This is a genomic window from Streptomyces diastaticus subsp. diastaticus, from assembly GCF_011170125.1.
In the GTDB taxonomy this organism is placed as follows: Bacteria; Actinomycetota; Actinomycetes; order Streptomycetales; family Streptomycetaceae; genus Streptomyces; species Streptomyces diastaticus.
The window spans coordinates 1,148,257-1,167,409 of sequence record NZ_BLLN01000002.1 but is presented as its reverse complement, the minus strand read 5'-3'; the positions used below and the strand labels follow the sequence as shown (position 1 = coordinate 1,167,409).

Annotated in this window: 6 protein-coding genes; 1 reads left to right on the top strand and 5 read right to left on the bottom strand. The window is 75.2% G+C overall.

The features are described from left to right. The first annotated feature begins 7 nt into the window (after window positions 1-7). Window positions 8-12,352 (top strand): non-ribosomal peptide synthetase, encoded by a 12,345-nt coding sequence (locus tag Sdia_RS06905; RefSeq protein WP_191835337.1) that lies wholly within the window; start codon window positions 8-10, stop codon window positions 12,350-12,352. Window positions 12,353-13,060: 708 nt separating this feature from the next. Here the strand turns inward: Sdia_RS06905 and Sdia_RS06900 are convergent. From Sdia_RS06900 to Sdia_RS06880, 5 genes are all read right to left on the bottom strand, one after another. After that, entirely contained in the window at window positions 13,061-14,650 is a 1,590-nt protein-coding gene (locus Sdia_RS06900; protein ID WP_100455471.1) for an MFS transporter, read from the bottom strand. A 269-nt stretch (window positions 14,651-14,919) separates the two neighbouring features. Further along, window positions 14,920-16,101 (bottom strand): coiled-coil domain-containing protein, encoded by a 1,182-nt coding sequence (locus tag Sdia_RS06895; RefSeq protein ID WP_115068790.1) that lies wholly within the window; start codon window positions 16,099-16,101, stop codon window positions 14,920-14,922. A gap of 408 nt (window positions 16,102-16,509) precedes the next feature. Then, complete coding sequence (locus Sdia_RS06890; protein WP_185393104.1) at window positions 16,510-17,499, bottom strand: ABC transporter substrate-binding protein; 990 nt, start codon at window positions 17,497-17,499, stop codon at window positions 16,510-16,512. Between the two features lie 105 nt (window positions 17,500-17,604). After that, window positions 17,605-18,369: an ABC transporter permease gene (locus Sdia_RS06885; protein WP_100455468.1), complete on the bottom strand. Its 765-nt coding sequence runs from the start codon at window positions 18,367-18,369 to the stop codon at window positions 17,605-17,607. Beyond that, window positions 18,366-19,082: an ABC transporter permease gene (locus Sdia_RS06880; protein WP_100455467.1), complete on the bottom strand. Its 717-nt coding sequence runs from the start codon at window positions 19,080-19,082 to the stop codon at window positions 18,366-18,368. The genes Sdia_RS06885 and Sdia_RS06880 overlap by 4 nt, the downstream gene beginning before the upstream one ends. Between the last annotated feature and the right edge of the window lie 71 nt (window positions 19,083-19,153).

The following is a 19,153-nucleotide window of genomic DNA, read 5'->3' as shown; positions in this document are numbered from 1 at the left end:
ATTCCAGATGACCACGCCCTCGTCGCGGGAGAGCCGGATCAGCGCGCTGCCGGCGGACATGCAGGCACTGCTGCGCGCCCGCATGTCCGGGCAGGCGGTGGTCGCCGACCCGCACGCCATCCGCCCGGCCGACCGCACCGGCGAACTGCCCGCCTCGTTCGCCCAGCGGCGGCTGTGGTTCCTGGCGGAGTACAACCCGGGCGGGGTGGAGTACAACTCCGGTCTCGCGCTGCGTCTGACGGGCGCGCTGGACACCGGAGCGCTGGAGCGGGCGGTGGCGCGGGTGGTGGCCCGGCACGAGGCGCTGCGGACCACCTTCGACGCGGTCGACGGCAGGGTCGTGCAGATCGTGCACCCCGTGCTGGAGGTCCCGGTGGAGCAGGCGGAACTGCCGGCGGGCGAGGACGCGGACACGTTCCTGCGCGCCCGGCTGCTGACCCCGTTCGACCTGCGGAAGGGGCCGCTCCTGCGCGTCCTGCTGCTGCGGCTCGGCGCCGACCGGCACGCCCTGCTGCTCTCGATGCACCACATCGTCAGCGACGGCCGCTCCCTGGACGTCCTCACCGGTGAACTCGCCACCTGCTACGCCGCCGAACTGGACGGCTTCGAACCTTCGCTGCCCCCGCTCCCGGTCCAGTACGCCGACTTCGCCGCCTGGCAGCGCGACCGCCTGGCCGACGACACGGGGCCGGGCGAGGGGCTGGCGTACTGGAAGGAGCGGCTGGCCGGTCTGGAGCCGCTGGAGCTGCCCTGCGACCGCCCGCGTCCCTCGGTGCGGACCGGGACCGGCGCGGTCCACACCTTCGCCGTCCCGGCCGCGACCGCCACCGGGCTGGCCCGGCTCGGCCGGGAGCACGGCGCCAGCCTCTTCATGCTGCTGACCGCCGCCACCCAGCTGCTCCTCGGCCGCTGGAGCGGGCAGCGGGACGTGGCCCTCGGCACGGTCACCGCCGGCCGCGACCGGCCCGAACTGGAGGACCTCGTAGGCTTCTTCGTCCATACGCTGGTGCTGCGCGCCGACGTGGACGGCGCGGCCACGGTCGGCGACTTCCTCGCGGCGACCAGGACCACGGTGCTGGAGGCCTTCGACCACCAGGAGGTCCCCTTCGACCGGGTGGTGGACGCGGTCGCGCCCGAACGCGACCCGGGCCGGATGCCCCTCGTCCAGGCCATGGTGGTGCTCCAGGGCGCGACGGGATCCGCGCCCGTCTTCCCCGGTCTGGAGGCCGAGCCGCTCAGCGTCTCCCGCGACTCCCTCCCCTTCGACCTCATGTTCGAGTTCGAGGAGGCGGCGGACGGCACGCTGGTCGGCGCCGTCGAGTACAGCACGGATCTGTATGACGCGGGGACGGTGGCCCGGATGGCCACGCACTGGCGGGAACTGGCCACCGGCCTGGCCACCAGCGACCCCGACCAGCCCCTGCGGAACCTCTCGATGCTCAGCCCCGCCGAACACGCCGAAGCCCTGACCGCCGCCCACGGCCCCACCACCGACACACCCCCCACCACCGTCACCGCCGCCTTCGCCACCCACGTCGCACAAACCCCCCACACCATCGCCCTCCACACCAGCACCGGCACCCTCACCTACGCCGAACTCGACACCCGCGCCGAACACCTCGCCCGCGCCCTCGCCGAACGAGGCATCACCACCGAATCCCGCGTCGCCCTCCACCTCAACCGCTCCGCCGACCTCATCACCGCCATCCTCGCCATCCTCAAAACCGGCGGCACCTACATCCCCCTCCACCCCGCCAACCCCGAAAACCGCACCCGCGACATCCTCACCCGCAGCCACACCACCCTCATCCTCACCGACCAGAACCACACCCACCTCTGCGGCACCCCCACCCTCCACGTCACCACCCCACCCACAACAGACCACCGGCCACCAGCCACCATCCACCCCGACTCACTGGCCTACGTCATGTACACCTCGGGCTCCACCGGCAAGCCCAAAGGCGTCGCCATCACCCACCACGACATCACCGCCCTCACCGCCGACACCCACTGGAAAAACGGCGCCCACCAACACCTCCTCCTCCACTCCCCCCACTCCTTCGACGCCGCCACCCACGAAATCTGGACCCCCCTCCTCAACGGCAACACCCTCACCATCGCCGACCACGACATCACCGCACCCACCATCCGCCAAGCCATCACCAACGGCGTCACCTCACTCTTCCTCACCAAAGCCCTCTTCGACCTCCTCGCCGAAGAAGACCCCACCTGCTTCCACGGCCTCCACGAACTCTGGACCGGCGGCGAAACCGCCTCCCCCACCACCATGAACCGCGTCCAGACCACCAACCCCCACCTCACCCTCGTCCACACCTACGGCCCCACCGAAACCACCACCTTCGCCATCAGCGGCCCCCTCACCCCCCACGACACCACCCACAACCCCGTCCCCCTCGGCCGCCCCATGGACAACACCCACGCCTACATCCTCGACACCAACCTCACCCCCACCCCCACCGGCATCCCCGGCGAGCTCTACCTCGGCGGCACCGGCCTCGCCCGCGGCTACGACCACCAACCCGCCCTCACCGCCACCCGCTTCATCCCCCACCCCCACCACCCCGGACAACGCCTCTACCGCACCGGCGACCTCGCCACCCGCCACCCCGACGGCCGCATCCACTTCCACGGCCGCACCGACACCCAAATCAAAATCCGCGGCCACCGCATCGAACCCACCGAAACCGAAACCACCCTCCTCACCCACCCCCACATCACCCAAGCCCACGTCCTCGCACGAACCACCCCCACCGGCAGCCAACACCTGATCGCCTACACCGTCGGAACCACCACCGACCCAGACGAACTACGCACACACCTCGCCACCACCCTGCCGGACTACATGATCCCGACCACCTTCATCCCCCTCGACACCCTCCCCCTCACCCCCAACGGCAAAATCGACCACCGCGCCCTCCCCACACCCAACCCCACCCCGGGCACCCCATACACCGCCCCCACCACCCCCACCGAACACACCCTCACCCACATCTGGACCAACGTCCTCAACACCCCCCACATCGGCATCCACGACAACTTCTTCACCCTCGGCGGCGACTCCATCACCAGCCTCCAAGTCGTCTCACGCATCCGGGCGGCCTGCGCGGTGGAGCTGTCCCCGCGCGCCCTGTTCGAGCGACCGACCATCGCCGGGCTGGCCGCCACGGTGGCGGAGGCCACCGTGCCGGCCTTCGACGCCGGGGCCATCGCCCCGGCCCCGCGCGACGGCGACCTGCCGCTCTCCTTCGCGCAGGAACGCCTCTGGTTCCTGGAGGAGTTCGCCGGTTCCACCGTCGAGTACAACGTGGTGGAGGCGCTGCGGCTGACCGGCCCGCTGGACACCGACGCGCTCCGCGCCGCCTTCGCCGCCCTCGTCGCCCGGCACGAGGCGCTGCGCACCACCTTCGACTCGGTCGAGGGCCACGGCGTCCAGGTGGTGCACGAGGCGGCCGGCCCGCCCGTGGAGTTCCGCATCGTGGAGGCGCCCACCGGCGAGGACGGCGCGGCAACGCTCGCCGAGGCCGTACGCCACGAGGCCGCCCGGCCCTTCGACCTGCGGACGGGACCGCTGCTGAGGGTGCTGCTGCTCCGCGGGTCGGCGCGGGAGCACGTCCTCGTGCTCGCGCTGCACCACATCGTCACCGACGGCTGGTCCATGGGCGTGCTCACCCGCGAACTGGGCGCCCTGTACACGGCCGCCGTGACCGGCGAGGACGCGGCTCTGCCCGGACTGCCCCTCCAGTACCCGGACTACGCCGCCTGGCAACGCGGCCGCTCGGTGGCCGAGGACGAGGTGGCGCACTGGGCGAAGACCCTGGCCGGGCTGGAGCCGCTGGCCCTGCCCACCGACCGTCCCCGCCCCGCCGTCCGCACCAGCGCCGGTGCCCTGCACACCTTCGAGATCCCCGACGCCCTCGCGGCCCGGCTCCGCGCGGCCGGGCGCGGCGAGGGCGCCAGCCTGTTCATGGTGCTGACCGCCGTCACCCAGCTCCTGCTCTCCCGGTGGACGGGGCAGCGGGACGTGGCGGTGGGCACGGCCGTCTCCGGCCGTGACCGGGCCGAACTCGAAGGACTGGTCGGCTTCTTCGTCAACACCCTGGTGCTGCGCTCCCGGATCGACGAGCGGCTGCCGTTCTCCGGCCTGCTCGCCGGGGTGCGCGGGACGGTGCTGGACGCCTTCGCCCACCAGGGCGTGCCGTTCAGCGTGCTCGTCGACCGGCTCGCCCCGGACCGCGACACCAGCCGCACCCCGCTGGTGCAGGCGATGGTGAGCCTCCAGAACACCCCGGACGAGCAGCCGCTCGCCCTGCCGGGGCTCGACGTGGCCCCCCTGGAGGTGGCGCGGGACACCGCCCAGTTCGACCTCACCTTCGGGTTCCGCGAGGAGGGCGGCGCGCTGCTGGCGGGCATCGAGTACAACACCGGCCTCTTCGACGCGGCCACCGCCGCCCGGCTCTCCCGCTGGTGGCTGCGGCTGGCCGAGGCCGCCCTCACGGCGCCCGGCACCCCGCTGCTGGCCCTGCCCGCCCTCCCCGACGAGGCGGCGCCGGCCCCCGGGCCCGCGCCGCTGCCCGAGGTGCCCACGCTCAGCGCCCCGGCCCTCTTCGCCCGCCGGGTCGAGGCCACCCCCGACGCGCCCGCCCTGGCCGTGGCCGGGGGCGCCACCCTCACCTACCGCGAGCTGGACGAGCGCGCCGACCGCCTCGCCCGCCGCCTGGTCCGGGCGGGCGTCGGCACCGAGGCGCGGGTGGCGCTGCTGCTGCCCCGCTCGGTCGACCACGTCGTCTCGGTGCTGGCGGTGCTCAAGGCGGGGGCGGCCTTCGTGCCGGTCGACCCGTCCTATCCGGCCGACCGCACCGGCTACGTCCTCGCGGACTGCGGGGCCCGCGTCCTGCTGACCCACCGGGAGCGGGCCCGGGAACTGCGCGCGGCCGGGCGCCTGCCGGACCCGGCCCGGCTCTCCGTCGTCCTCCTCGACGAGCCCGACGCCTCCGCCGGCGCCGCCTCCCCCGCCCCGGACGGCGCCGCCCTGCCGGACGTCCCGCTCACGGCGGGGGCGTACGTCATCTACACCTCCGGCTCGACCGGCCGCCCCAAGGGCGTGACCGTCACCCACGCCGGGCTCTCCGCGCTGGCCGCCACCCAGGCGGACCGTCTCGGCGCCGGCCCGGGCTCGCGGGTCCTGCAGTTCGCCTCGCCCGGTTTCGACGCCTCCTGGTGGGAGCTGTCGATGGCGCTGCTGACCGGCGCGACCCTGGTCGTCGAGGAGCCGGAGCCGGGGTCGGCCACCACCGACTGGGGCAGCAGGCTCGGCCCCGTCGTCGCCGCCGCGGGCGTCACCCACGCGACGTTGCCGCCCGCCCTGGTGGCCGCGCTGGACCCGGCGGACCTGCCACCGGTGCTGGTGGTGGCGGGCGAGGCCTGCCCGCCGGAGACGGTGCAGCGTTACGCGCCGGGCCGCACCATGGTCAACGCGTACGGCCCGACCGAGACCTCCGTCTGCGCCACCATGAGCGCACCGCTCAGCGCCGGCCCCGCTACCCCGCCCATCGGCACCCCGGTGACCGCCGCCGAGGCGCACGTCCTGGACGCCTGGCTGCGCCCGGTCCCGGTCGGGGTGCCGGGTGAGCTGTACGTGGCCGGCAGTGGGCTGGCGCGCGGCTACGCGGACCGGCCCGGGCTGACCTCGGCCGCCTTCGTCGCCGACCCCTTCGGCGGCGGCGGGCGCCTGTACCGGACCGGTGACGTGGTGCGCCGCCGCGCCGACGGCGCGCTGGAGTACGTGGCGCGCGGCGACGACCAGCTGAAGGTGCGCGGATTCCGGGTGGAGCCCCGCGAGATCGAGAACGTCCTCGCCCGGCACGCCTCCGTGGCGCAGGTCGTGGTGGACGCCCGCCCCGGCGAGGGCCCCGCCGCGGGTTCGGTGCGGCTGGTGGCGTACGTCGTCCCGGCGGCGTCCGGCGCGGCCGACCCGGCGGTGCTGCGGGAGCACGCGGCGGCGGTCCTGCCCGAGTACATGGTCCCCTCGGCCTTCGTGGCGCTGGAGCGGCTGCCGCTCAACGCCCACGGCAAGACCGACCGGGCGGCGCTGCCCGCCCCGCCCGCGGCCGACTGCGCGTACACCGCGCCCCGGCCGGGACCGGAGACCGTCCTCGCCGACGTCTGGGCCGAGGTGCTGGGCGTCGAACGGGTCGGCGCGCACGACAACTTCTTCGACCTGGGTGGCGACTCGATCCTCTCCATCCAGGTGGTGGCCAAGGCACGCCGGGCAGGGCTCGACCTCTCCTCGCGGGACGTCTTCGCCCGCCAGACCGTGGCCGCCCTCGCCGCCGTCGCCGGAGCGTCCGGCGCCGACGCGGCGACGCGGGTGGCGGCCGAGCAGTCCACGGTGACCGGGCCGGTCGGCACCACCCCGATCCGCGAGTGGTTCTTCGCCCACCACCCGGTGGCCCCGGACCACTTCGCCATGTCGATGGCGTTCGAGCTGCGCGCCGGGACCGGTCTGGGGCACCTCCGCTCGGCGGTCGGTGCCGTCCTCGCCCACCATGACGCCCTGCGCACCGTCTTCACCGCGCCGGGCCCGGACACCGCCGCCACGGCGACGATCCTCCCGGACGCCGACCTGGACGCGGTCTTCCGGACGTACGACCTGACCGGCGCCGAGGACGTGGACGCCGCCTGGCGGGAGCAGGCCGCCCGGGTCCCGGCGGGGACCGGTCCCGCCGGGCCGCTCTTCCGTGTACTGATCGGCGTGGACGGTGACGAGCGGCCGCTCCGGGCGCAGTTCACCGCGCACCACCTGGTGGTGGACGGCGTCTCCTGGCGGGTCCTCCTCGCCGATCTGGAGACGGCGTACCGGCAGCTCGCCACCGGCCGGACGCCCGACCTCGGCCCGAAGACCACCTCCGTCGTCCAGTGGGCCGACCGGCTCGCGACCCATGTCGCGGACGGCGGCTTCGACGCGCAGGCCGCCTACTGGCGTACCGCCCTGGAGGGCGCGACGACCGAGCTGCCCCTGGACACCCCCGGCGGTTCCCGGACCGTCGGCGAGGAACGGACCCTCCTCGGCTCCCTCAGCGCCGAACGGACCACCGCCCTGCTGCGCCGGGTCCCGGCGGTCTACCGCACCCGTACCGAGGAGGTCCTGCTGACCGCGCTGGCCCGCGCCCTGCGTGGCTGGACCGGGCAGGACCGGGTGGCCGTCGCCCTGGAGGGCCACGGCCGCGAGGAACTCTTCGACGACGTCGACCTGACCCGCACGGTCGGCTGGTTCACCTCGCTCTACCCGTTCGCCCCCGCGCTGCCGCCCGGCGAGGACTGGAAGGAGTCGGTGCGGGCGGTCAAGGAGCAGCTGCGGGCCGTCCCCGACCGGGGTGTCGGCCACGGCGCCCTGCGCCATCTCGGCGCCGCCGGCACCGCCGCCGACGCGGTCCGCGAACTTCCCGAGCCGCGGATCTCGTTCAACTACCACGGCCAGTTCGACGTGGTGGCGCCGTCCAGCGCCGAGGGGGCGCCGTCCGCCCCGGCCGGGCTGTACGCCGCCGAGCTGCCGGACGCGGGCGGCGACCGGAGCGGCCGCGAGCGCCGCACCCACCTCCTGGACGTCGTCGGCGGCATCGAGGACGGCCGGCTCACCTTCGCCTGGACCTACTCGCCGGGTCTGCACCGCGAGGAGACGGTCCGCGCCCTCGCCGACCGCTTCTTCGCCGAACTGGAGGCGTTCGTCGCGCACTGCGTCGAGCCCGGCGCGGGCGGCTGCTCGCCCTCCGACTTCCCGCTGGTCGGCCTCGGCCAGGCCGAGGTCGACCGGCTGGCCGGCGACGGGCGGAACGTCGCCGACCTCTGTCCGCTCACCCCCCTCCAGGCGGGCATGCTCTTCCACACCCTCGACGGGCCCGGCACCGAGGCGTACCTGGAGCAGTTCTCCTGCGTCCTCGACGGGGTGCGCGACACCGGCGCCCTGGGCCGCGCCTGGCAGCGGGTGGTGGAGCGGTCCGACGCCCTGCGCTCGTCGGTCGCCTGGGAGGCGGCCGACCAGCCGGTGCGGATCGTCCACCGCGAGGTGGTGCTGCCGCTGGAGGTGGCGGACTGGACCGGGCGCACCGAGGACGAGCGCGCCGCCGCCCTCGCGGAGGTCCTCGCCGAGGAACGGCGCCGCGGCCTCGACCTGACCACGGCACCGCTCACCCGGGTGCTGCTGGCCCGCCTCGACGAGGACCGCGTGCAGCTCGTCTGGACCTTCCACCACCTGCTCCTCGACGGCTGGAGCAGCGCCGCCCTCCTGGCCGACGTGGTCGCCGAGTACGCGGCCCTGACCGGTTCCGGGCCGGGCGCCGCCCCGCGCGGCCCGTTCCGCGACTACCTCGGCTGGCTGGCCGGACGCGACCACGCCGAGGGCCGCGCCTACTGGCGCGAACGGCTGGCCGGTTTCACCGAGCCCGTGGCCCTGCCCGCCGACCGCCCGGTGCCGCGGGGGCACCGGGGCCGTTCCACGGCACGCGTCGAGGTCCCGCTGACCCCGGAGGCGGGGACTCGCGCGACCGCCTTCGCCCGGCGCCACCGCGTCACCCCCAACGCCCTGGTGCAGGGCGCCTGGTCGCTGCTGCTCGCCCAGCACGGGGGCGCCCGTGACGTGGTGTTCGGCGCGACCGTATCCGGGCGCCCCGCCGAACTGCCCGGCGCCGAGGAGATCCTCGGCCTCTTCATCAACACCCTGCCGGTCCGCGTCGACACCGCACCCGGCCTGCGGGTCGGGGACTGGCTCGCCGCGATCCAGCGGGACGCCGCCGAGGCGGGCCGCCACGAGTACGTCGCCCTGCGCGACATCGCCACCGAACTGCCGCCGGGCACCGCACTCTTCGACACGCTGCTGGTCTTCGAGAACTACCCCGTGGACGCCGACGGCGCCGCCCGCCACGGCGTCCACCTGCGCGAGGTCGAGGCGGTCGAGGCCACCAACTACCCGCTCACGCTGATCGCGGGCGCCGGAGCCGGCGCCGGCGCCGAGGGCACCGGCCTGAGCCTGACCCTCGCCTACGACCCGGAGTTGTTCGACGCGTCCACCGCCGACCGTCTGGCGGCCGGCCTGGCCCGCCTGGTCGAGGAGGTCTGCGCGGACCCGGACCGCGTCCTCGGGGAGATCCCCGCGGTCTCCGCCGAGGAGGAGCACGACGCCCGCCGGCGCGGCACCGGGCCCGCCGCGCGGCCGCCCGTCCCGCTCGGCACCTGGTTCGCCCGGCGGGCCGCGGCCCGCCCCGACGCCCCGGCCGTCCAGGCGGGCGCCACGGTGCTGTCGTACGCCGAGGTGGACGACCGCGCCGACCGGCTGGCGCGGTTGCTGCGCGGGCGCGGGGTCGGCGCCGAGACACGGGTGGCGGTGCTGCTGCCGAAGTCGGCCGCGTGGGCACCGGCCGTCCTCGGCGTGGTCCGCGCGGGCGGCGTGTACGTCCCCGTCGACCCGGCCTGGCCCGCCGACCGGCTCCGCCACGTCCTCACCGACTGCGGCGCCGCCCTGCTGCTCACCGACAGCGCGCACGCCGCGACCCGCGCTCCCGACGGCCCGCCCGTCCTCCTCGTGGACGACCCGGCGGTCACCGGAGAGCTGGCCCGGCTCCCCTCCGGCGCCCCCGGGGTCGTCGTGCCGGCCTCGGGTGCCGCGTACCTCATCTACACCTCGGGCTCGACCGGTCGGCCGAAGGGCGTCGTCGTCCCCCACACCGGGCTGACCTCGCTGGCCGCCTCCCTGACCGGCGCGGGCGGTGCGGTGGCCGGCGCCTCGGCCCGGGTGCTCCAGCTCGCCTCGCCCGGCTTCGACGCCTCCGTCCTCGAACTCCTGCTGGCCTTCGGCAGCGGCGGCACCCTCGTCCTGCCGTCCGCCGACGGCCCGCTGGCGGGCGAGGAGCTGGCCCGGGTGGTGGAGGAGGAGCGGGTCACGCACGCCCTGATCCCGCCGACCGTCCTCGCCAGCGTCCCGCCCGGCCGGATGCCCGGCCTCAGCACCCTGTTCACCGGCGGTGAGGCGTGCGGCCCGGAGCTGGTCCGCCAGTGGGCCGACGGCCGCGTCCTGGTCAACGCCTACGGCCCCACCGAGACCACCGTGGTCGCCTCGATGAGCGGCCGCCTCACCGGCGCCACCGACGCGCCGCCGCCCATCGGCGCCCCGGTCACCGGCGCCGCCGTCCGCGTCCTCGACGCCCGGCTCCGCCCGGTCCCGGTCGGCGCCCCCGGCGAGCTGTACGTGGCCGGTGCCGTCCTCGCCCGCGGCTACCTCGGCCGGCCGGCCCTGACCGCCACCCGCTTCGTCGCGGACCCGGCGGGCGGCGGCGGCCGCCTGTACCGCACCGGCGACCTCGTCCGGTGGCGCGCCGACGGCCGGCTGGAGTACGTGGGCCGCGCCGACGACCAGGTCAAGATCCGCGGCCTGCGCATCGAACTCGGCGAGATCGAGGCGACCCTCACCCGCCACCCCGCCGTCCGCCAGGCCGCCGTCACCGTCCGCGAGGACCGCCCCGGCGTCCGCCGCATCGTCGCCTACGTGGTGCCCGAGCCCGGCGCCGCGGCGGCACCGGACGCCGAGACCCTCCGGGCGTTCGCGGGGACCTCCCTGCCGGCGTACATGCTGCCCGCCGCCTTCGTCACCCTCGCGGGGCTCCCGGTCAACGCCAGTGGCAAGACCGACCGGCGCGCCCTGCCGGCCCCCGGCGACGAGGGCGGCCGGACCGCCGCCCACGTCGCCCCCCGCACCGAGACCGAGCGTGTCCTGTGCCGGATCTGGGCGGAGGTGCTGGGCGTCGACCGGGTCGGCGTGCACGACAGCTTCTTCGCACTGGGCGGCGACTCGATCCTCTCCATCCAGGTGGTCTCCCGGGCCCGGCGCGCGGGCCTGCACATGTACACCCGGGACGTCTTCGTCGGCCAGACCGTCGCCGGGCTGGCGGCCGAGGCGGATGCCGCCCGGGCCGCCGACACCCCGGCCGGGGAGGAGTCCGAGGCGGGCCCGCTGCCGCCCGTCCCGGTCGCGGAGTGGTTCTTCGCCACCCACCCGGAGGCGCCCGCCCACTTCGACATGACGATGTCCTTCACGCTCGCCCCCGGCACCGACCCCGCCGCCCTGCGCCTCGCGGTCGGCGCCCTCCTCGCCCGCCACGGCATGTTGCGGGCCGTCTACGCCCAGGAGCCCGGCACCGGCCGCTGGACCGGCCGGGTCCTGGCGGAGCTCTCCCCCGAGGCGGTCCTCACCGTCCACGACCTCACCACCGCCCCCGACCAGGAGGCGGCCTGGGAGGCCCTGCTCACCGACGCCCAGTCCGGCTTCCGCCTCGACTCCGGCCCGCTCTTCCGCGTCCTGTACGGCGAGCGGGGCGCCTCTTCGCAACCCTGGCTCAGCCTGGTCGCCCACCACCTCGTCGTCGACGGCGTCTCCTGGCGCATCCTTCTGGACGACCTGGAGGCGGCCTACGCCCAGGCGGCCTCCGGCAGCGGCCCCGTCGCCCCGCGCGAGCGGACCTCCTCTGTCCGCCAGTGGGCCGAACTCCTCGCCCGGCACGTCGCCGAGGGCGGCTTCGACGACCAGCTCGACCACTGGCGGGAGGCGAACGAGGCGGCCTCGGACCCCCTGCCCGTGGACCACCCCGGCGCCCCCAACACCGGCGCCGAACTGACCGGCACCGCCACCACCCTCTCCGCCGAGCACACCCACGCCCTGCTCAACCTGGCCCCGGGTCACTACCGCACCCAGATCAACGACCTCCTCCTCGCCGCCCTCGCCCGAGTCCTCGCCGACTGGACCGGCCGCCCGCGCACCGCGGTCGCCCTGGAGAGCCACGGCCGCGAGGACCTCTTCGACACCGTCGACCTCTCCGGCACCGTCGGATGGTTCACCGCCATCCACCCGGTGGTCCTGGCGGCCCCGGCCGCCACCGACTGGCCCACCACCGTCCGCGCCGTCAAGCGCCACCTGCGCACCGTCCCCGACCACGGCGTCGGCTACGGCGCCCTGCGCCACCTCAGTGCCCCCGACTCCCCTGCCCGCGCCCTCCTGGACGGCCCCGGCCCCCAGCTCAGCTTCAACTACCTCGGCCGCTTCGACCTCGCCGCCGGCACCCCCGGCTCCGGCCTCATCCACGCCGAACTCGACATCGCCGGACGCGACTTCGCCCTCGGCGAGACCCGGCCGCACCTGATCGATGTGGCCGCCGTCGTCCAGCACGGCCGCCTCACCACCACCTGGTCCTACTCCCACGCCCAGTACGACGCCCCCACCATCACCCGCCTGTCCACCGCCTACACCCGGGCACTGGAGGAGATCGCGACGAGCTGCCTGCCCGGCTGAGGGACGCGGTGGCGGGCCCTGACACCGGGCCCGCCACCGCGTCCCGGTGTCAGGGCCGGCTCCGCGCGGGGCGACCGGCACACGATCAGGCCCGCCTCCGGCGCTCCTTCGGCGACCGCGTCACCGGACGGTCCCGGGGCGACAGTCACCCGGGCGGCGGCCGGACACGCCGGTGGCCTCGCCAGGGCCGCCGGTCCGGCCACGGTCGTCAGGCGACCGAGGCCCGCTGCCGGGCGGCGGGTCCCGCACCGCCCGGGCCGAGGCCGGCGGCCGTCGTTCGAGGCCCTGGCGCGTGCAGTCACGGCCGCCCCGCGGGCGTAGGCGGTCCTTCCGCCGCCTCGTCCTCGCAAGAGCGGACCCGCGGCGGCGACGGCCGCCGCTCCCCCCGCCCCCGTCGCCCGGTCCCCTTCCGGCGCGGCGGCGCACACCCCTGCCCCGCTCCGCCGGTGATCGGCGCACCGGGAACTCCCGGTCAGGCAGAAGGCCGCGAGGTCCGCTTCGGTGTCCCCCGGCACCGCCACCAACTTTTGGCCTGCCGCGCCCTCCGCGCCCTCCGCGGCCTCGCTGTCCGAGCACCGGACCCGCCGTGCCCGGAAGGCCCGACCCCACTGTCCCGAGGGTCGAGCCTTCCGGATACGGCGGCATCCGCGCGCCGAGGCTGGAGGCTCGCCCCGTGCCGGGCGGGCCCCACCACTCGGCGGGCGGGGATCACACGCCGGCGGCCTCCGGCTTCTCGTCCTTCTCCGGCTCCGGGCCACTCGCCACCGCGATGCCGGCCTGGTCGGCCACCGGCGTCTCCGGGGCGACCGCCGGTGTGGCCCGCTCCGCGCGCCACAGCAGGAAGGCGGCCAGAGCCCCGCCGAGCAGGACGGCCACCGCGCCGAAGAGCTGGCTCGTCTCCAGACCGGAGGCGAAGCCGTCGGCGATCACGCGGCGTTCGGCGGCGGTGTCGGCCTCGGCCAGGACGCTGGGCAGCGAGGCGGCACCGACCGCGCCGGGGACGAGGGCGGCGAAGCGGGAGTTGAGGACGGCGCCCAGGGTCGCGACGCCGAGCCCGTTGCCGAACTCCCCGAGCGTGCCGTTGACCGCGGCCCCCACGCCCGCCTTCTCCCGGGGGATCGCGCTCATCAGCGCGTTGGCCATGGCGGGCGTGGCCAGCGCGATGCCGATGCCCATCACGACGAGCCCGGACACCATCCCGGTGTACGACGCGCTGCCGAACACGGCGATCACGGCGAGGCCGGCCGAGAGAAGGCCCATGCCGATGGCGATGGTCAGCGGCGTACCGATCTTCGGCAGCACCCAGGCGCCGATGCCGACGAGGTTGAGGACGACGACGCTGACCGCGAGCGGGGCGATCCGCAGCCCCGCCTCCAGCGGCCCGTAGCCGAGGACGAACTGGAGGTGCTGGGTGAGCAGGAAGAGCGAGCCTCCCATGCCGAAGGCGATCAGCACCGCGCCCGCCACCGCGCCGACGAACCGCCGGTCGCGGAAGAACCGCATGTCGAGCATGGGGTGCGGGGTGTGCAGCTCCCAGAGGACGAACACGGCCAGCACCGCGAGGCCGATCGCACCGGAGGCCGCCACGTACCCGGAGAGCCAGCCGTGCTCCGGGCCGGAGATGATCGCGTACACCACGCCGGTCATGCCGACCGTGGAGAGCAGTGCGCCGAGCAGGTCGGGCCGTTCGCCGTCCTTACTCTTCGACTCGGGCACCAGCGCCACCACGGCGACCAGGCCCAGCAGGGCGACCGGGATGTTGATGAGGAAGATGACGCCCCAGGAGAAGTGGTTGAGGATGACACCGCCGACCAGCGGGCCGACCGCGACGCCGAGCGCGTTGACCGTGGCCCACAGGCCGATCGCCCGGACCCGCTCCTGCTCGTCGAAGATCTGGACGACCACGGCGAGGGTGGTGGTGATCAGCAGCGCCCCGCCGACGCCCATGCCGGCGCGGGCCACGATCAACTGGGCCGAGGACTGCGCGAGTCCGGCCACCAGCGAGCCCACGCCGAACACGGCGAGACCGACGACCAGCATCTTCTTCCGCCCGTACCGGTCGGCGGAGCTGCCCGCCGTCAGCAGCAGCCCCGACTGCACCAGCGAGTAGGCGTTGATCATCCACTGGATGTCGGAGGTCGAGGCGCCCAGCTCCCGGGTGAGGGAGGGGATCGCGACGTTCAGCACCGTGTTGTCGAGCAGTACCGTCAACTGGGCCAGGCAGATGACGCCGAGGATGAGCCAGCGCTGTGGATGGCCCGTCGGTGCGGTACCGGCGTCAGTGGTCGTGGCCGCCATGGGTTCCTGCCCTTCGTTCACTTCTGTCCTGACGGGGGACCGTCGTGTCGGCAGGACCGGAAGGCGCCGCGGTCGCCGCACTCACGGCATTCCGCTCACCCTCACGGACCCCGTGGGGACGGACAAGAAGTTTTCGCACTGCCCGAAGCCCGGGCCCCGGGGGTCCCGGGCCACCGCGCCCCCGGCACACGGCAGCCCCGCGACCGGGCCACGTTCCGGTGCGGGGCTGTGCGGATCGGCGCGGCCGACCAGGTGCGGGGTGGGGGCCGTCAGGCCCGCAGGGCGGTACGCAGGGGGGCCACGTCGAGCTGTTCGGTCTCGTCGTGCTCGGTCAGGTCGATGACGTGGCCGACCTCGTCGCCGCGGCCGTGCGCTTCGCGCCGCGGGAAGGCGGTGTCGGCCCGGTCGTCGTCGGCGTCCTCGTCGGTGCTGCCGGTGGCGGCCTGCGACGGGGAGGACGGCTCGCGCACGTGCTTCGGCCCGGCGGCCCGGCCGCCCACCACGCCCTGCGGGGCGGAGGCGGGCCGGGTGGCGTCCTGCCGGTGGGCGGCGAGCGCCTCCTCGCCGACGACGTCCGCGAGGTCCTCGCGCTCCAGCGCCTCGGTGGGCGACTGCCCGGCGGTGCCGAAGAAGTCGAAGCCGCCGACGGTGCGGGGCGCCCGGGCGCGGGCCGGGTCGACGACGGTCGCGGCGACGGGCACCGAGGGGTACCCGCTTTCGATGGTGCCGGCGACCGGTCCGTACGCAGGGCGCTGCGGGGCGGCCGCCGGGGGCTTCCCCGCCGCCGGGTCCCCCTCCGCGGTGGTGGGCTGCGGGGCCTGCCCGCGCGCGAGGAGATCCAGCGCGGCACCGGCCCGCCGGAAGAGTTCGGGGGTGGGCTGCCGCGGCACCCGGTGGGCGCCGGGGGCGGGCACCTGGGCCTGCCCGGGCGCCGGTACGGGGGCGAGGCCGGCGGCCGGGACCGGGGTGGCGGCGGGCAGGGCGCGGGCCGGCGCGGCCGCCTCGACGGCGAGCCGGCGGCGGCCTTCCAGGGCGCGGGCCCGCCCGGTCTCGGCGTTGGCGTAGCGGCGCAGCAGGGCGGCGTGCTCGCCGCGCAGCCCGGCGATCTCGGTGCGCTTGGCCCGGAGCTTCTGCTCCAGCCTCGTGCGCAGTTCCCGGGACTCCTCGAGGTCCGCCTCCAGTTCGGCGACGCGCTCCTCGTGGCGCCACTCGGCGCCGGACCGGGTCCGGGTCAGCTCGGCGACCCGCTTGCCCGCCTCACGGTCCCAGCGCCGCATGAGGACGGAGCTGACCACGGCGGCGAGGGCCGCGGCGGCCACCAGCAGCCGCAGCACCAGCGGGTCGGGGAAGGCCCAGGCCAGTGCGGCGCAGGCCAGGGCGAGCGCGGCGAGGACCGTCGGCGGCAGCAGCCGGTGCAGCGGTGGGGAATGGCGATGACGTCCACGTGGCATGGCCAGAAACTTACCGCGCGTAGGCGCGCGAATGGAGCCCCGCCCGGAAATCTCCTCCGCCGGTACGAGGAGTCGCGCGGCACCCGCCGCCCGTTCCGCGACCGCCACCACGGGAGAACTCCCCCTGTCCCCAGGGGGCCTGTGCGCCGGCCACCGGGAGAACCGCCCGGAAGAGCGGCCGAGACCGCACGCCGGGGCCCCGGAGGGAGCTGGGAGTCCGGCTCCCGCGCACCGGCGGGCCGCCCGTATTTCAAGATCGTTCACGGCCACCTGTCCGCGCTCTCCGCGAACGCCGCCGCAGTGCCGAAGCCCACCGCGAAACGCCCCGGGCCCCGGCGGGCGCGGCCCGCTCACCGCAGACCGCACGCGGTGGCGGACCCGGCCCGCCGGAGGGGGAGCACCGCGGACTCAGGAGTCCAGCAGGCCCTTCTTCTCCAGGTAGGCCCCGGCGACGTCGGCCTCCTTCCGGCGCTCCTCGTCCACCTGGCGGTTCAGCTCGGCGAGGTCCTCGGTGGTGAGGGTCTTGGTGAGCTTGCCGAGGAGGTCGGCTATCTCCTTGTCCCCGGCGTCCTCGGTGTGCACGACCGGGAGGATGTTGTCGGCGTTCTGGAGCTTCTTGTCGTCCTCCAGCAGTACCAGGTCGTAGTTGGCGAGGGTGGCGTCGGTGGTGGTGGTCAGCACGAGCTGGTCGGTGCCGTTCTTCACCGCCTGCTTGGCCTGCGGGGTGCCGACGCCCTTCGGGTCGATCCCGGTCACGTCGATGCCGTAGGTCTTCTTCAGGCCCGGGGCGCAGAACGGGCGGCTCTCGCATTCGTCGCCCGCCGCGATCCTGACCTTCTCGCCGGACTCACCGAGATCCGAAAGCGTCTTCAGGCCGTGTTCGTCGGCGAATTCCCTGCTGACCGCGAAGGCGTTCTGGTCGACGGCCTCGCCGTGCGCCAGCACGGTGAGCCCCTTCGGCCCGGCGAACTTCTTCAGCTCGGCGACGGTGGCCTCGGCGTCACTGGAGGCGACCGGCTCGGCGTCGGGACCGTTCTTCTCCAGGTTGAAGAACTCGGTGAGCGTCGCCGCGTACTCGGGAACGACGTCGATCGTCCCCTTCTCCAGCTCCCTGGCGTAGACCTCGCGGTTCTGCACCGTCTTGACGTCCGTGTCGTAGCCGCCGTCGCGCAGGATCTGGGCGTACAGCTCGCCGAGCACCTTGGCCTCGGTGAAGCGGGCGGCGCCGACGACGAGCGAGCCCTTGCCGCCCTCACCCGAACCGGCCCCGTCCCCCTTCCCCTGGTCCTCCAGGCTCTCCCCGCCGCAGGCGGCGAGGGAGACGGCGAGGGCGGCCACGGCGAGCGCGGCACCGGACCTCCGGCCGAACCGCGAAGTCCGTCGCGTGTTGCTGTTCATGGGTCAACCACCATTCGTCAGGTCAGGCCAGGTCGGGACGGGGCACGTCGGCGCGCGTCGGGCCGGGCCGGGGCCGGGCCCCGGGGCGCGGTGCGACATGCCGGATCAGTACGAGGTGTCGGACGCCGGGCCCCGGGCCGGCGCACCGGCGTCCGCGCGAAGGCCGCCGCCCGGCGGACCGGCGGCCCGGCCCCGCGCCGCCCCCGCCACGCCACGGTCGGGCGCCGTCAGCCGGGTGACCATCACCAGGACCCCTTCGACCAGCACCGCCAGCAGGGCGACGAGGAACGCCCCGGCTATCACCTGCGGGGTGTCGCTCAGCCCGAACCCGGCGGTGATGATCCGGCCGAGCCCGCCCTCCCCGGCCATCGCGGCGAGCGTGGCGGTGGCGACGACCTGGACACCGGCGGTGCGCAGCCCGGTCATCAGCAGCGGCTGCGCCAGCGGCAGTTCGACCCGGCGGAACACCTGCCAGCCGCTCATCCCCATCCCCCGGGCGGCCTCCACCACGGGCCGGTCCACCTCGCGCATCCCGAGGTAGGCGTTGGTCAGCAGGGGCGGCACCGCGAAGAGCACCAGGGCGATCAGTGTCGGCACGCCCTCGTGGGCGCCGAGCGGGGTGAGGGAGAGCAGGATGAGCACGGCGAGGGTGGGCACGGCGCGGCCGACGTTGGAGATGTTGACCGCGAGGGTGCCGCCCTTGCCGAGGTGGCCGAGCCACAGGGCGAGCGGGAGGGCGACGAGGCTGGCGATCGCCAGGCAGACACCGCTGTAGTAGAGGTGCTCGCCGAGGCGGTTGCCCACGCCCTTCTCGCCCTGCCAGTGGGCGGCGGTGGTGAGCCAGGTCCAGGCGCCGATGAGGTCGTTCACGGGGTCGGGGCCGCCTTCCTCGCGGGGGCCGGGCCCGGCGCGGCGGCTCCCGGGCGCGTCCAGGGGGTGCAGAGCCGTTGCAGGCCGAGGAGGAGCAGGTCCGCGGTGATCGCGAGGACCACGCAGAGCGCCGAGGCGGCGAGCACCTGGGCGCGGAAGTCGGTGTCGAGGCCGTCGAGGATGAGGGAGCCGAGGCCGCCGTGGTCGACGATGGCGCCGACGGTGGTGAGGGCGACCGTGGAGACCGTGGTGATGCGCACCCCGGCGAGCAGCGCGGGCAGCGCGAGCGGCACCTCGACCTCCCGGAGCAGCCGCCACGGCCCGTACCCCATGCCGGTGGCCGCCTCGCGGACCTCCTGGGGGACGGCGTCGAGCCCCGCGAGGGTGTTCCGCACCAGGATCGTCAGCGAGTAGAGCACCAGCCCGGTGATCACCAGCGCCGCCGAGAGCCCGAAGAACGGGAGCAGCAGCGAGAACATGGCGAGCGAGGGGATCGTGTAGAAGAGCGTGGTCACCGCGAGGACCGGGGCCGCGAAGGCGCGCCTGCGGTGGGCGAGGACCGCCAGCGGGAAGGCGATCAGCACGCCGATCACGACGGCGGCCGCGGTGATCCCGATGTGCTGGAGGGTCGCGTCCACCAGGTCCTGGCCGCGCGTACGGAGGTACTCACCGCAGACCCAGTCGTTGGCCACCAGGCAGTTCTCTGCGCTCACCCCGCCCGCCTCCCCCGCTTCCCGCCGTTCACACCCCTGTTCGACGGTCCTCGTGCGAAAAGGCCCGCCAT

What these genes read in the sequence shown, in the direction of transcription:
- Sdia_RS06905 (WP_191835337.1), top strand. Translation starts at nt 8, where the DNA reads ATGACCACGCCCTCGTCGCGGGAGAGCCGGATCAGCGCGCTGCCGGCG.
- Sdia_RS06890 (WP_185393104.1), bottom strand. Translation starts at nt 17,499, where the DNA reads ATGAACAGCAACACGCGACGGACTTCGCGGTTCGGCCGGAGGTCCGGT.
- Sdia_RS06895 (WP_115068790.1), bottom strand. Translation starts at nt 16,101, where the DNA reads ATGCCACGTGGACGTCATCGCCATTCCCCACCGCTGCACCGGCTGCTG.
- Sdia_RS06900 (WP_100455471.1), bottom strand. Translation starts at nt 14,650, where the DNA reads ATGGCGGCCACGACCACTGACGCCGGTACCGCACCGACGGGCCATCCA.